Here is a 14064-nt window from a genome sequence, read left to right as displayed (position 1 = left end):
TTAATCAACAGGACGCATTACCGTGGTACCACCTATCTACTGCATGTTTGCAGCACTCTCATCAGGTGATAACGGCACTGATTGTGGCCGAATAAAAGATTGATCGCTGTAATTCGTAACTTATGCCTGACTGGTTCGCACTTTACCACCAGCTCTCTGACGCTTAACATAAGCACTACTGTGACGATAATTGTTGCAATTATGATAACAAGCTTAAAAAAAGATGTCAATGAATTTATTAATAAAAATGATTAGAATTTCGAATTATGCACTTTGAGCGGTAAAATAGATAGGTATAGAAAAAGTATAAATATAAATTGAGGGATTAAGATGACTGATATTTTAACCACCAAAGAATTAGGCAAAAACTTCAAAAATAAACATGTTTTGAATCAAATCAATATTCATGTTCCTGAAGGAAAAATTTACTGCATTATGGGACCAAATGGAGCTGGTAAGTCAACTCTTTTGAAAATGATTAGTGGAATTGAAAAGCCAACTGAAGGCGATATTAATTTTAAGGGTGAAAACTGGAAGCGAGAAGATTTAAAAACTATTGGTTCATTAATCGAAGAACCAGGCTTATTTGATAATTTAACTGTTGAAGATAATATCAAATTGAAATTAAAGCTGCACCATGTTGAAAATAAGGATCAAGAGCAAATCTTGAACATGCTCGGTTTTGGCGATCATAATCAGGAAAAGGTTAAAGGCTTTTCAACAGGGATGCGCCAACGGCTTGGTATTGCGCTCGCTTTTATGGGAAACCCAGATTTAGTAGTTTTGGATGAACCAACAAATGGCCTTGATACATTTGGAATTCATGAATTACGTGAACTTTTAATGCTAGAAAAAAAGCAAGGTAAAACAATCATTATTGCTAGTCACATGCTTTCTGAAATTCAAAAAGTAGCTGATCGCATTGCAATCTTGGGTAATGGTGAGCTGTTGCTGGAAGAGGATTATGACCAGAAGACAGATTTAGAGGACCTATTTATTTCAACTCTAGAAAAGGCAGGCATAAAGCATGACTAATATTTTAAAAGTTGAGTTTTTAAAAACAAAGCATACTGTTGTTCGCTCACTAGTTTGGCTTTTGCCATTAATTGCCATTTTGATGATGACTGCTGTCTTCTGGGATAATCAATATTCAGTGCAATTAATGATGGGACAATGGAGTTATTTTTGGTTAAATATGTCAATTGCTCTCGTAATCGGAATTAGTACGTATTATCAAAAACAAGCTACAAAATTCAAAGAAATTTTAACTTCGCCGCAAGATCTTTTTACTTATGAAATTGGTCGCATTATTCACGGAATGTTGCAAACAATTTTAATGAGTGCAGTTTTCTTGGTTTTGGTAATTTGTGTACGATTTATTTTTTCAAGTAGTGAAGAAATTAGATTAATAGCTGGCTCTATAGTTGGAATTTTGCTCACCTCTATTTGGCTAGTTCCATTTTATTCATGGCTGTGCCGCATTACTAACTTATATTTTGCCCTAGGAATTGGATTTTTAAGTTCAATTTTGGCAATGTTCTTAAGTCGGACAGCTTTTAGTATGTGGTGGCCGTTTGATTGGGGAATGCTTTTAAATAATATGTGGCTTAAGGGTGATTTTGCTTTCGGAACTTGGAGCTTAATTATTTGTAGCTTGATTTTAGGGTTTATTTTAAGTATCTTTAGTGCCTATTCTTTTAAAAAGCAATAATATTTTTTAGTAAAATAGTAGCAAGTATCTAAAAAGGATTGAAATTATGCAAAAAAATCAAATTGTCGACTTAGAAATTACCGACCTATCTTATGAAGCAATGGGGGTTGCTCACTTAGACGGTATGACTGTCTTTGTAAATAATGCTCTTCCAGGTGAAATTGTTTCAGCTAAAATTTTAAAGGTAAAGAAGAATTTTGCCTTTGCTAAAATTGAAAAAATCAAGAAAGAAAGTCCAGATAGAATTAACGTTGAACTTCGTCAATGGGTTCAAACAGGTCTAGCATCTCTTGCTCATATCAAGTATGACAAGCAGCTTGATTTTAAACGCAATCAAGTAGTGAACTTATTGCATAAGGCTGATTTAGATAAGATTAAGGTTGGTCAGACTTTACCTAGTCCAGAAGAAACTGGCTATCGTAATAAAGCGCAAGTACCAGTTCGTAAGGTTCACGGCAAGCTTGATATTGGCTTCTTTAGAAAGCATTCGCATGATTTAGTTCCGTTAACTAACTTTTTTACCACTGATCCAGAGATTGACCGAGTTTTAATTAAAGTTCATGATATTTTAAGAAAGAATCATGTCCCAGCCTATGATGAAATCCACAATAAGGGTGAAGTGCGTTATCTTGATGTTCGTCGTTCAAAGGCTACTGGGGAAATCATGGTAATTTTGGTTTGTTTACACAAGGATTTTCCACAGTTAAAGAAGGTAACTAAAGAAATTAGCGAAATTGAAGGCGTTACAAGCGTAGTTTTGAACCATAATCCTAAGAAGACTAACGTGATTTTGGGCAAAAAAGACTATTTGCTCTGGGGCGAGCCTCAAATTACCGACAAAATTGGAGATGTTAGTTTTAAAATTTCACCGCAAAGTTTCTTCCAAATTAATTCATTGCAAACTCCGCGCTTGTATGACTTGGCAATTCAAAAGGCTGATCTTAAACCAGATGATGTGGTAATTGATGCTTATTCTGGAATTGGAACAATTGGCTTGTCAGTTGCTAAGCATGTTAAGGCAGTGCAGGGGATGGAAGTTATCAAGCCAGCTGTTGATGATGCTAATGCAAATGCAAAATTAAATGGGATCATGAATGCTGAATATGTTGTTGGTAAAGCAGAAGAAGTAATGCCGCGTTGGGCTAAAGAGGGGCTTAAGACTGATGTTATCTTCGTTGATCCACCAAGAAAGGGATTAACGCCAGAATTTATTGATGCAGCTGTTGAAACTGATCCTAAGAAGATTGTTTATATTTCATGTAACCCAGCTACAATGGTTAGAGATCTGCAATTATTCCGTGAGCAAGGCTATGATTTTAACGAGATTGATCCTGTGGATATGTTTCCCCAAACTCCTCATGTTGAAGCAGTGACGGTGCTTGAGAAAAAATCATAAATAAAATTTACTAGTAGAAAGTGTACTTTTCCATAAATGATCGGATTAGTACATTTTTTTATTTATGCTGGTTGCTTGAGTAGACTGATAGATTAGGCATACAATTAAAGAAAAGTGATAAAAGGAAATTCTGCAAAAAATATCATCATTGTACTTTGCGCGGTAAATGAAAGGAATAGTTATGCATCATAAAAAAATTATTGTCTATATCTTTTTGGCGCTCTGTATGTTTTCAGTGTTTTTATTTATTGTGCCTTCGGGAAGCAGGATAGATCCTGGATTAAAAAATTCACAAAAGCTGCTCAAAGATTATATGAAATCAAATCATATCAATGGAGTGATGCTTGTTAGTGGAAAAGATGGCAAGCCAATTGTCATTCAAAATAATGAAACGTCTAGCAAAAATGACATAGTGAATGCGAATCAGCTATTTCCAACTGCTTCTCTTCAAAAGATTATGACAGGAACTGCGATTTATAATTTGCAACAAAAAGGTCAGCTAAATTGGAATACGCCTTTATCTAAATATTATCCACAAGTTTCAGGTAGCAGCGATATAACAATTCATGAACTAATGAATCATACAAGTGGATTGATTAATAATGCTCGTCCGTCTGAGCCGCTTAAAAATCAAGAAGAGCAGATTGCTTATATGCTCAAATACATGCAGAATGATCATTTACACACTTGGGATTATCAAGATGTGGATTATGAATTGTTAGCAGCGATTATTAGTAAAGAAAGTGGCATAAGCTATAACGACTATATTCAAAAAAATTTTGCTAAGCAGTTAAAATTACGTCAAATTAAGGATTATTCTGAAGTTAAGCAAAATGAGGTTCCTCAACCAATGAGCAGCAATGTCGATTGGCATAAGGTAGTTGTGACTACATCATCTGATTTTGGAGCTGGAAACTTGTTTATATCACCTAATGATTATTGGAAGTTTGTGTATAACAAAGTGTTGAAAGATCCTAAGATGATTAACGAGTATGCTCAGCAAGCTAGACGTCAGGCAGTAGCTTACTATGGTGGAGTTTACTTTAAAGGGGATGTTATTCGTGCAGAAGGTAGTATCCCTGGTTATAATTCTTGCTTTGTAGCTAACTACAAAACTAAGGAAATGATTATGTTGTTTTCTAATAATATTAATTACTTAACATTGAAGAAGGCTTCTGATTATCTGCTTCATCATTATATGGGTGAAGGATTTGGATTGTAGAAATGAAGTTTGAAAAGGAAAAAGTATGAAAAAGTTTGAATATCAAAATAAAAATAAGAATTTTAAAGCTTCTGCAACTATTTATAATTTTTCAGAAGTGATGGCAATTTTGAAAAAGAGTATCAAGAATTTTAAATTGTCTTGGCCAATTAAGATTAAAATTGAAAAATAAACTATTAGGAGAAAGAATGCCAGAACTAAATTTCGAATTGCAAGACACGCAATGGCCGAAAACCTATATCGATCATGATCGGCAAATAGTTCGTGCAATTGTGGTTGATGATGAACAGAATTTTTATTTTGTAAAAGTACAAAGAGACGATGATTTCGGTAAAGGTACTTTTATTGAAACATCTGGTGGCGGAGTTGAAGCAGGTGAAGATCTAACTACAGCGCTTAAAAGAGAACTAAAAGAAGAACTGGGCGCAAATGTTGACATTCTTTGTAAAATCGGCGTGGTAAGTGACTACTATAACTTAATTCATCGGCACAACATTAATAATTATTTTCTATGTAAAATAAATTCTTTTGGTAAAAAGCACTTAACACAAGCAGAAATTGAAGATTTTCATTTATCAACTCTAAAACTAACTTATGATGAAGCAGTTGATGCGTATGAAAAGCAAACTAATGCCAAATTAGGACAATTAATTACTAATCGAGAATTACCAATTCTCAAACAAGCGGAAAAACTAATAAGCAATTATAAATAAAAATGGGATATGAACGCTGTTAAGCTCATATTCCATTTTTATTTGGTCTTAATATGTCAACATGATTGATATCCTCAATTTCAACTGCGTAACCTGAAATAATTATCTGACTATTATGATAACCATTAACAAAACCAGTAATATCTTTTCTAAATTCGTTATTATAGTTACGATTTTTAAGTTGCAGTCGAATTTTATAATGGTTGCTAAAAGCTTTCAATAATGTTCTACTTATTTCTTGCAAGTCCATTTCTGTTTCTTTTTTATAAGTAGTATTAGCTTTCTGATTATCTTTATTTATTTGAACAGTATGATCGCTTAAGAAAAAACCACCCCATTTTTGCATCCCGCGGTCGTGATAGTTTTTGAAGAAATTTTGGATCTCTTTATCAAAATTTGCATTATTCATAGGCGTTACCACCATTATGACCGCCAACTAAATTACTGCGTTCAATAGCAGTTGCGCCTTTAAGGAGGCTAGAAGCTTTGACTAGCGAAGTAAAACCATGTTCTTTTCGTATTTGGTCAACAATGTGGTCTAATTTATATCTTTTAATTTGCAGATCAAAGTCTTCAAGCATATTTAATTGTTGAGTACCATCAGGTGATAAGTCAGTATAGCTAACACTAATGGTTCGAACACTTTCTCTATGCCAGTTTTCACGAAATAGGGCGATCAGTTCTTTTACTAAGTCATGGTTTACATTAGTTGGGGTAATTTTACGTTGAACGCCAAAACCACCGCGCTTAGTAGTTTCCGCCAATTGAAATAAAGAAAAGCCAATATATAGACTAACTTTGCCAGCTCGTAAATTATGGGCGCGGATACGAGCGGCAACTTGTTCACCAATTTCTCTAATAACCAGTTCTATTTCACGTTGATTGAAATAATCCCGCGTTAAAGTTTGAGAGTTACCATAGCTTTTACTTTTGGGGTGGTATTTTTGTCTGATAATACTACGATCGACGCCCCAACTTTCTGCCAATAACTGCTCGCCAATAATCCCAAATTCTTTTTTTAGAAGATAGGGTTTGGAGTGAGCTAAGTCATACATATTGTTAATTCCGATTTTTCTTAAACGATTAGCAGTGCGAGTATTAATTCCCCAAACGTCTTCTAATTTTTCTATTTTCCAGATAGTATCGGGAACATCAAGATAATGCCAAAAAGCAAGCATTGATTTCTTGTGTTTAGCAGAATTATCCATTGCTAGTTTGGCCAAAAGAGGATTTTCACCGATCCCGCAAGTAGTGTAAAGGCCTAAAGTATCATGGATATCTTTTTGAATTCTACGGGCAACATAATAGGGATCATTACCAAAGAGCCTCCAGGAATCAGTCATGTCGATTATCCCTTCATCGATAGAATACATGTGGATATCTTCGTTAGCTGCATATTTTCTAAAAATATCTAGGACTTGGATACTGCGCTTAATATAAAGATTCATATGTGGTTCAACTAGCTTTAAATCGGGAGCTTTCCATTTAGGTGGCAACTGGCGAACACGCATGACATTATGCAAACCATATTTTTTCTTAGCTAAAGGAGAAGCCGCCATAATTAAGCCAGATCCCCAGCAACTGTCTGGCTGCCTAGATACAACGGCTAAACAAGCTTCCATCGGATTAAGACCTAAACGAAGCGCCTCACAAGAGGCAAAAAAACTTTTATTGTCAATCATAAAAATTAAGCGATGCGGTTCGTAGCGATAGTCATACATAATAATTACCTTCCAGCTGAACACTTGTTCTTGTTGATTAATATTATACGAACAATAGTTCGCAAATGCAACTTAGATTATTTTTAAATTATTTGACTTTTCAATTTTGCCAACTTTTTGGTATGATAGATATGTTCTAGAGGTTGCCTCAATGGCGGAATTGGCAGACGCGCAGCGTTCAGGTCGCTGTTCACGTAAGTGAGTGCAGGTTCGACTCCTGTTTGAGGCACATGAAAAAAGAGATATGCATTTTGCGTATCTCTTTTATTTTTGTTTCAATTTAACAGTTTTACTTTCAAACTTAAAAGGCCTCATAAAAGTAAGTTGATAAGCAGTTAGTTGTAAACCCTCTCCTTTTTGATAATTAGGATTGTACAGAGGATCACCAATAATAGGGGCGTTAAGTGCTGCTAAATGAACTCTAATTTGGTGTGTGCGTCCCGTTTCTAGAGTAAGTTTTACCAGTGCCTTATTTTCACATTCTTTAACTATTTCATAATGAGTAATAGCCTTTTGACCATCGGGTCGTACCATTCTTTTTCTTTGATCATTAGGATCATGTCCAATGGGCAAAGAAATTGTTCCACTTTGTTTTAACTGATTTGATTTAGAAACCCATGCTAAGTATTCTCGGTGCAAGGTTTTATTAGTTAATTGCCGGTTTAAGATGGGAACAACAGCAGGATTTTTAGCCACTAATAATAAGCCATTTGTAAGCATATCAAGGCGGTGAACAATAAAGGGACTGTAGCCTAGATAAGTAGCACAATCATTTAATGCAGTGTCTTTTTCATTTAAATTCGGGTGTGTTTTTTGCCCAGCGGGTTTATCAATTATTAGAATATCTGAATCTTCATATACAACTTCAGGTAAACTTCCACTAGCGGTATAAGTTTGTTGTTCACTTTCGACATGATCTAGATAAATATCAATCTTGTCACCAGCTTTTACTAAGAAATTAAGTGGTAAGTAATGTCCATTAATTAAAATCTGATTTTCAGTACGTAAAAAATGACGCCATTTTCTTGGAATTAATAATTTGCGCATTAATTCGTCAACGCTTATTGGTCCTAAATTTGCAGGATATGTAAGAAAATAATGGTATGAGGTCATCTTTTCCACCTTATCTAATTTTTAACTTTTAAAATACTATTTTTCAAATAAAGATATGCTAAAATCGTCATATTAGGTTTATTGACGAAAAGGGAGTTTTAATTTTATGCATTCCCAAAATCATGAGTTTTGGCATCGCGTACATTTAGCGATTAAAAACTTCAACCACCGCTTTCAAATTTGGCGTTGGTTAATTTTAATATTGCTGTCGTGTTGTTTGTTCGTTTGTACTTATTATACCGTTAAGGTAAAAACTTCAAACATCTCTAACATGAAGGCAGCTCTTTCTACTACAACTACTATTTATGACAATAAAAATCAAAAGGCGGGGTCACTTTATTCGCAAAAAGGTTCTTTTGTAGAATTAAGTCAGATTTCACCTTATATTCAGGATGCCGTTATTGCGACAGAAGACCGAACTTTTTATAAAAATCCTGGCTTCAGTGTTAAGGGAATGGCTAGAGCAGCCATAAGTAGTGTAATTCACCATGGTATTGTTGGTGGTGGTTCAACACTAACGCAGCAATTAGCTAAGAATGCTTTATTAACACAAAAGCAGACTTTTTCTAGAAAGTTAGAAGAGCTCTTTTTTGCAATTGAAATTAATCGTGTTTACTCTAAAAAAGATATTCTAACGATGTACTTAAACAACGCTTATTTTGGTAATGGTGTTTGGGGAGTTCAAGATGCTGCAAGGCGGTATTTTGGTAAAAATGCAAGTGATGTAACTGTAGGTGAAGCAGCTACCATTGCCGGGATGCTGAGAAGTCCAAGCTATTATAATCCAATTGACCATATGGATAATGCAATTTCACGGCGCAATGTGGTTCTGGGCTTGATGGCTGATACAGGGAAGATCTCAGAAACTCAAGCTGATAATGCCAAAAAGACGACATTAACTTTAGAAGATACATTTTCTCAAGAAGATGGTTATCGCTATCCTTACTTCTTTGACGCAGTTGTGGATGAAGCAATTGATCGTTATGGCTTAAAAGAAGAAGATGTAATGAACAAGGGCTTAAAGATTTACACTACTCTTGATACAGGTTATCAGAGTGCTTTACAAGATAGCTTTGAAGAAAGCTGGAATTTCCCATCAAATGCAAGCGATGGAACTAAAGTTCAGGGAGCAAGCGTTGCGATGGATCCAAAGACGGGAGCCGTTCGGGCAATAGTTGGCGGAAGAGGTCAACATGTCTTTCGAGGCTATAATCGTGCCACGCAGATGAAGCGTCAGCCTGGTTCAACGATGAAGCCACTGGCTGTTTATTCACCAGCTCTTCAAAGTGGCTATCACTACGATTCGGAGCTTTCTAATAAATTACAAAAATTTGGCAAAAATGGTTATGAGCCAAAGAACGTTGATAATCAATACTCAAATAAGATCCCAATGTATGAGGCTTTAGCACAAAGTAAAAATGTTCCAGCTGTTTGGCTATTAGACAAAATTGGTGTCAGCAAGGGTGTTCAATCTGTTGAAAACTTCGGCATTCATGTTAATAAGAGCGACCAAAACTTGGCCTTAGCTTTAGGTGGTTTGTCGACAGGAGTTTCTCCAATGCAGATGGCGAGAGCTTACAGTGCTTTTGCTAATGAAGGAAACTTACCAAATCAGTCTTACTGCATTACTAAAATTACTGATGCTAGCGGAAATGTAATTGTTCAAAATAAAAATCCTGGCAGTCATCGAATTATTTCTACTAATACAGCTAAAGAGATGACCTCTATGCTCTTAGGTGTTTTCACTTCTGGTACTGGTAGATCAGCACAGCCAGCAAACTTTAGAGTAGCTGGTAAAACTGGATCTACAGAAGTGCCAGATAGTTATGGTTTTGGTACTAAGGATCAATGGATTGTTGGTTATACTCCAGATGTTGTTTTGTCAACTTGGGTTGGTTTTGATAAGACGGATCAAAATCATTATATGGAGGGAATTTCTGAAACAGGAATTACGCACCTTTATAAGTCTGAATTAGAACGCCTGCTTCCATATACTTCGCAAACGCAATTTAAAGAAAAGAGCGCTCAACAAATTTCTCAAGATACAGGTGCAAATTCGGACTGGCTTGGTAATATTGGAAAACAAGTACAAAAAGGAATCAATGATACTGGGTCTAAGTTTAACGAATGGTATAATAATCTTAAAGGACTTTTAGGTCAGTAAAAATAAAGGAGATTTAATTATAAAAATGGTTAATATTTATGATAATGCCAACCAAATGGCAAAGGACTTACAAGAAACTGAACAATTTAAGGATTTAAAGAAATCTCTTGAAAATTTGAAGAACAAGCCAGAAAGTTTAGACTTATACCAAAGAATGGATAAGCTTCAACAACAAATCTTGGCTGCTCAAAATTCAGGTCAACCACTTTCTGACGATGTTAAGAAAGAATACCAAAAGATTAATGAAGAAGTTCGTAATAACGACGAATTAAAGGACATGATTACTAAGGAACAAGCTCTCTTCCAAATGATTAATGATGTTCAACAAGCTATGACTAAGCCAATTGGTGATTTATACGATGATTTAAAGGCAAAATAGTTAATATGAAATTTATGCATTTAGCCGATGCGCATTTAGATAGTCCTTTTCAAGGACTATCTTTTTTGCCATCTAATGAGTTTAATAATATTAAGCAATCAACCCAAAAGTCGTTTACTAAAGCAATAGATACAGCACTAGATCAAAAGGTAGATTTAGTTTTAATTGCGGGTGATACTTTTGATTCAGTTCATCCAAGTCCGCAAAGTCAGTTGTTCTTTAATCGTGAAGTTAAAAGACTTACTGATCAAGAAATACAAGTTGTGATGATTTTGGGAAATCACGATTATTTAAATCCAGACGAAATGATTTTGCCACAAACGTCGTATTTTAAGCTTTTAGGTCCTGATGAACAGGTAGAAACCGCAGACTTTAAGACTAAGTCTGAGTTTCCTTATACAGTCACTGGCTTTTCTTATCAACATAACCATATTGAAGTTGACAAAATTAGCGAATTTTCAAAAAGGGGCGACAATTTTACTATTGGTTTGATGCATGCTGGGGCTAAGACAACAGCAACTTATCAAAATGTCTACGCTCCATTTACAACTGCAGAAATTAAAGACCTCAATTATAATTACTTTGCCTTGGGGCATATTCATTTGCGTCAGACTTTGAGTGAGAAGCCACTAATTGTTTATAGTGGTAATTTACAAGGTAGACACATTAATGAGCAGGGAGCTAAGGGTGTTTATATCGGTACAGTAGATGAATCCACCAAAGAAATAAACCTTGATTTTGTTGAAACAGCCCCAATTATCTGGCAAATGGTGACTTTGAATTTAGATCAAGCAATTTCTCAAACAGATTTAACAAAGCAAATAATTGAAGTTTTAACTAAAAAGAATACGCAGCGAACTTTATTTGGCCTGACAATTCAAGGTGCCCAATACTTAAGTGAACAAGAGCTAGAATTAATTAATGATAGTGATTATTGGCTTCAGCTTGCTAATTCTTTAAAATTTAATTCGCGACTTGTGAAAGTTTATTTGACCAATAATGAAAAACTTCAACTTAAGACGGCTGATAAAGAAGCTTTTGATCAAGCAGAGAATGAAACTTTTGAACTAGATAAGATTTATTCTTTAGCTAATGATTTAAGCAAAAAGAGCGATTATGTTGCTGATCTGTTGAAACAGCCAGAATTTATTGACGAAGTAAAAGAATTAGCACAAGTTAAATTGGGACAAAAGTTAAAGGATATGGATGATGAAACTAACCCAAATTAAAATTATTCACTTTGGAAAATTAAATGATGTAACTTTTAATTTGAACAAAGATTTAACAATCTTTTTAGGTGCAAATGAAGCGGGTAAAAGTACGACAGTTGCTTTTGTTAAGCAGGTTTTATTTGGCTTTCACTTGAGAACTAATAAATCCCCCTTTTTTGAGAATTATCAACCCCTAGATCATGTAAGTCCGATGGGTGGTAGTTTGACCTTTGAAGATAAAAATGATGTTTTTGTTTTAAGTCGCTTATATGCTAAAGGCGATCCTAAAAAGGGTGTTTTGACTGTCAATTTAAATGATGAAGTCGTACCAGAAAGCGTATTTTTTGATCGAATTCAAAATATTGATGGTAGTTTTTACACTGATAGCTTTATTTTCAACCAAGATATGATGCGTGAAGTAACTGGTCTATCTCAAGCAGAGTTGATGGAACAGATTTATTTTTTAGGAGCTTCGCAAAGTCATAAATTACTCGATTTAAGGGATGAATTTTCAAATAATGCGCAAAAGCTTTTTAAAAAGAGCGGCCGTAAACCTGTAGTTAACCAGTTAATTAATCAGATTCAAAAGCAAAAAGAAGTTTTGGCTCAAACAGATAATGAATTTAAAGATTATCGTGAACTTGAAAAGAAACTAATTGTAGAAAAAGAAAATTTAAAAAAAGTTCAGACTGAGTTAGTTAAGCTAAATGAGCAAGAACAAAAAATTAGTCTTTTGATGCAAAAATTAACCAATTTTAAACAATATCAAGAACTAAAACGCGAATTAAAACCGCTCTCTTTTTCTAAAGAAGGTTACGAAAAAGCTCAGGCTATTCGGAGTAAAATTGCGGACTTAACTAATGATGTTGATAATTTGAATAGGCAACTACAAGAAATTGAGACAAGTAGTGAACTATCTAATAAAGAGAAGATTCAAGCTTTGGTTGATCATAAGGCAGAAGTTCTTCATTGGGAGAGTGAAAGCAAAGACTTGCAAAGACAAATTGAAGCAGCTAAGAAAGATTTACAGTCTTATGACCAATTTCAACCAGAAGCTGTTAAATTAAGTAAGTTGTCTAGTGAAGCAAGAGGGCAAATAAAGTCTGATTATCAAGCTTTAAATAGCCAAAAACAAGAAGCTAATAATTTACCAGCGATTGTGTCATTAATCTTGTTAGTTGCGGGAATTTTTAGCGCAATTGCAATCAGTAACTTATTTGTTCGCTTTTTAGGAGTGATGATTGCTTTAGGTGGCCTTGGTTTATTTGTTTGGACAAGACAAAAGAATGCTCAAGCTGGTCAAAGAGAACAAGCATTTATTGAAAAGTATGGTCTTAATCCAAATACAGTTGATTTAAATAGCTTATGGAATGAAGTAGTTCAAATTGAGTCTAAGAAGCAATTGTTAGTCCAATTAGATCAAGAGGAAAAATCTTTAAATGAAAAGGTTCAAGCTTTTGTTCAAAAGTTATATCCTCTTACTCAGAAAAAAATACAAACTTTTTCTGAGATTGTGAGTCAATTAAATTCACTGCAAAAAGTACTTGATCAAAGTAATTTAGCTAAGCAGCACTTAAGTGATTTAACAATTCAATTACAAGATAAAAAGAATCAACTGGCTAAAAACAAGATTGAGCTTTCTAAGCTGTTTGCAGCAAATAAAGTTGCTAACTTTGCTGAATTTACAGATTTGAGGAAAAAAGCAGAAGAGCAAGAACAGTTGAAGATGAAAATCGCAGCATTGCAAAATGATCTCCAAGCTGATCTAGCTCAGTTAGAAAAGATCGCTCAAGATCCAGATGCATTGACAGAAAATAAAGCTCAATTAGAAGAACAAATTACTCATAAGCAAGATCAAATTAACAATTTACATGCTGAAAATGCTAAGCTTGAGAATCAAATGAATGTTTTAGCAAACTCAGATAAGTATTTTGCAGAAAAGCAAAAGCTAGCTGATCTTGAATCATCGTTAAATGAAAATGTTAAAGAATATCTAGCAAATCTGTTGACTAGTAACTGGATTGCACGAGGGTTAGACTTAGCTTCAAATGAGCGTTTTCCTAAGATGCTTGAAGATGCTAAAAAGTACTTTAAGTTACTAACTGGTGGTAGATATATAGACATTGAGCTAGATAAAAAGCTTAAAGTTAAGCGGGCAGATGGTAAAAAATTTGAAGTTGAATATCTCTCGAGGGGAACTAGTGAGCAATTGTATTTCGCTTTGAAATTAGCTTTCGTTGAACAAGTTGCTGATAAGATTGCGTTACCAATTTTAATTGATGATGCCTTTGTAAACTTTGATGCCCAAAGAACGAATTATATTGTTGAATTATTAAAAGAATTGGCTAAGAAGACGCAAGTTTTGATTTTTACAGCACGTCAAGATTTAGTAACTAGTCTTGAGATGAAGCCAATAATGATAGAAAAGGAATAA

Annotated in this window: 13 protein-coding genes and 1 tRNA gene; 11 read left to right on the top strand and 3 right to left on the bottom strand. The window is 34.5% G+C overall.

Features of this window, described 5'->3' with window-relative positions:
- Nucleotides 1–330 precede the first annotated feature (330 nt).
- The 6 genes from LpgJCM5343_RS07330 (at nucleotide 331) to LpgJCM5343_RS07310 (ending at nucleotide 5042) form a co-directional block, all read left to right on the top strand.
- Nucleotides 331–1035, top strand: coding sequence for an ABC transporter ATP-binding protein (locus LpgJCM5343_RS07330; RefSeq protein ID WP_049150281.1), 705 nt, complete (start codon nucleotides 331–333; stop codon nucleotides 1033–1035).
- Nucleotides 1028–1711, top strand: coding sequence for a lantibiotic immunity ABC transporter MutE/EpiE family permease subunit (locus LpgJCM5343_RS07325; protein ID WP_049150283.1), 684 nt, complete (start codon nucleotides 1028–1030; stop codon nucleotides 1709–1711). Before LpgJCM5343_RS07330 ends, LpgJCM5343_RS07325 begins: the two co-directional genes overlap by 8 nt.
- A 46-nt stretch (nucleotides 1712–1757) precedes the next feature.
- Nucleotides 1758–3107: a 23S rRNA (uracil(1939)-C(5))-methyltransferase RlmD gene (gene rlmD / locus LpgJCM5343_RS07320; protein ID WP_049150285.1), complete on the top strand. Its 1350-nt coding sequence runs from the start codon at nucleotides 1758–1760 to the stop codon at nucleotides 3105–3107.
- A gap of 181 nt (nucleotides 3108–3288) precedes the next feature.
- Nucleotides 3289–4329, top strand: coding sequence for a serine hydrolase domain-containing protein (locus tag LpgJCM5343_RS07315; protein ID WP_049150287.1), 1041 nt, complete (start codon nucleotides 3289–3291; stop codon nucleotides 4327–4329).
- A gap of 25 nt (nucleotides 4330–4354) precedes the next feature.
- Nucleotides 4355–4501: a hypothetical protein gene (locus LpgJCM5343_RS09500; protein ID WP_167435365.1), complete on the top strand. Its 147-nt coding sequence runs from the start codon at nucleotides 4355–4357 to the stop codon at nucleotides 4499–4501.
- A gap of 16 nt (nucleotides 4502–4517) precedes the next feature.
- Entirely contained in the window at nucleotides 4518–5042 is a 525-nt protein-coding gene (locus tag LpgJCM5343_RS07310; RefSeq protein WP_049150288.1) for an NUDIX domain-containing protein, read from the top strand.
- 25 nt (nucleotides 5043–5067) lie between these two features.
- Here the strand turns inward: LpgJCM5343_RS07310 and LpgJCM5343_RS07305 are convergent, their stop codons facing one another.
- Together LpgJCM5343_RS07305 and LpgJCM5343_RS07300 are read right to left on the bottom strand one after the other, a co-directional pair.
- Nucleotides 5068–5451, bottom strand: coding sequence for a hypothetical protein (locus LpgJCM5343_RS07305; RefSeq protein WP_039155883.1), 384 nt, complete (start codon nucleotides 5449–5451; stop codon nucleotides 5068–5070).
- Entirely contained in the window at nucleotides 5444–6763 is a 1320-nt protein-coding gene (locus LpgJCM5343_RS07300) for a Y-family DNA polymerase (protein WP_049150290.1), read from the bottom strand. Before LpgJCM5343_RS07300 ends, LpgJCM5343_RS07305 begins: the two co-directional genes overlap by 8 nt.
- Before the next feature lie 145 nt (nucleotides 6764–6908).
- On the opposite strand from LpgJCM5343_RS07300, the gene LpgJCM5343_RS07295 reads away from it, so the two are divergent.
- A tRNA-Leu gene (locus LpgJCM5343_RS07295) sits at nucleotides 6909–6992 on the top strand.
- A gap of 35 nt (nucleotides 6993–7027) precedes the next feature.
- Here LpgJCM5343_RS07295 and LpgJCM5343_RS07290 read toward each other — a convergent pair.
- Complete coding sequence (locus tag LpgJCM5343_RS07290) at nucleotides 7028–7876, bottom strand: RluA family pseudouridine synthase (RefSeq protein WP_049150292.1); 849 nt, start codon at nucleotides 7874–7876, stop codon at nucleotides 7028–7030.
- Nucleotides 7877–7982: 106 nt separating this feature from the next.
- On the opposite strand from LpgJCM5343_RS07290, the gene LpgJCM5343_RS07285 reads away from it, so the two are divergent.
- The 4 genes from LpgJCM5343_RS07285 to LpgJCM5343_RS07270 are packed head-to-tail and all read left to right on the top strand — an operon-like array spanning nucleotide 7983 to nucleotide 14064.
- Complete coding sequence (locus tag LpgJCM5343_RS07285; RefSeq protein WP_049150293.1) at nucleotides 7983–10040, top strand: PBP1A family penicillin-binding protein; 2058 nt, start codon at nucleotides 7983–7985, stop codon at nucleotides 10038–10040.
- A 25-nt stretch (nucleotides 10041–10065) separates the two neighbouring features.
- Nucleotides 10066–10419, top strand: coding sequence for a YlbF family regulator (locus LpgJCM5343_RS07280; RefSeq protein WP_003646880.1), 354 nt, complete (start codon nucleotides 10066–10068; stop codon nucleotides 10417–10419).
- A gap of 5 nt (nucleotides 10420–10424) precedes the next feature.
- Nucleotides 10425–11648 carry a metallophosphoesterase family protein gene (locus tag LpgJCM5343_RS07275; RefSeq protein ID WP_049150295.1) on the top strand — a complete coding sequence of 408 codons (1224 nt, stop codon included), beginning with the start codon at nucleotides 10425–10427 and terminating at the stop codon, nucleotides 11646–11648.
- Nucleotides 11629–14064, top strand: a complete 2436-nt coding sequence (locus tag LpgJCM5343_RS07270; RefSeq protein ID WP_065425296.1) for an AAA family ATPase — start codon at nucleotides 11629–11631, stop codon at nucleotides 14062–14064. Before LpgJCM5343_RS07275 ends, LpgJCM5343_RS07270 begins: the two co-directional genes overlap by 20 nt.

Source organism: Lactobacillus paragasseri (assembly GCF_003584685.1).
GTDB classification, from domain to species: Bacteria; Bacillota; Bacilli; order Lactobacillales; family Lactobacillaceae; genus Lactobacillus; species Lactobacillus paragasseri.
This window is presented reverse-complemented; position numbering and strand designations above follow the sequence as displayed.

Bases quoted from the DNA above. Each gene is read 5' to 3' on its own strand.
- LpgJCM5343_RS07275 (WP_049150295.1), top strand. From the start codon at position 10,425: ATGAAATTTATGCATTTAGCCGATGCGCATTTAGATAGTCCTTTTCAA.
- LpgJCM5343_RS07270 (WP_065425296.1), top strand. From the start codon at position 11,629: ATGAAACTAACCCAAATTAAAATTATTCACTTTGGAAAATTAAATGAT.
- LpgJCM5343_RS09500 (WP_167435365.1), top strand. From the start codon at position 4,355: ATGAAAAAGTTTGAATATCAAAATAAAAATAAGAATTTTAAAGCTTCT.
- LpgJCM5343_RS07325 (WP_049150283.1), top strand. From the start codon at position 1,028: ATGACTAATATTTTAAAAGTTGAGTTTTTAAAAACAAAGCATACTGTT.
- LpgJCM5343_RS07330 (WP_049150281.1), top strand. From the start codon at position 331: ATGACTGATATTTTAACCACCAAAGAATTAGGCAAAAACTTCAAAAAT.
- LpgJCM5343_RS07285 (WP_049150293.1), top strand. From the start codon at position 7,983: ATGCATTCCCAAAATCATGAGTTTTGGCATCGCGTACATTTAGCGATT.
- LpgJCM5343_RS07280 (WP_003646880.1), top strand. From the start codon at position 10,066: ATGGTTAATATTTATGATAATGCCAACCAAATGGCAAAGGACTTACAA.
- LpgJCM5343_RS07315 (WP_049150287.1), top strand. From the start codon at position 3,289: ATGCATCATAAAAAAATTATTGTCTATATCTTTTTGGCGCTCTGTATG.
- LpgJCM5343_RS07290 (WP_049150292.1), bottom strand. From the start codon at position 7,876: ATGACCTCATACCATTATTTTCTTACATATCCTGCAAATTTAGGACCA.
- LpgJCM5343_RS07310 (WP_049150288.1), top strand. From the start codon at position 4,518: ATGCCAGAACTAAATTTCGAATTGCAAGACACGCAATGGCCGAAAACC.
- LpgJCM5343_RS07305 (WP_039155883.1), bottom strand. From the start codon at position 5,451: ATGAATAATGCAAATTTTGATAAAGAGATCCAAAATTTCTTCAAAAAC.
- LpgJCM5343_RS07300 (WP_049150290.1), bottom strand. From the start codon at position 6,763: ATGTATGACTATCGCTACGAACCGCATCGCTTAATTTTTATGATTGAC.
- rlmD (WP_049150285.1), top strand. From the start codon at position 1,758: ATGCAAAAAAATCAAATTGTCGACTTAGAAATTACCGACCTATCTTAT.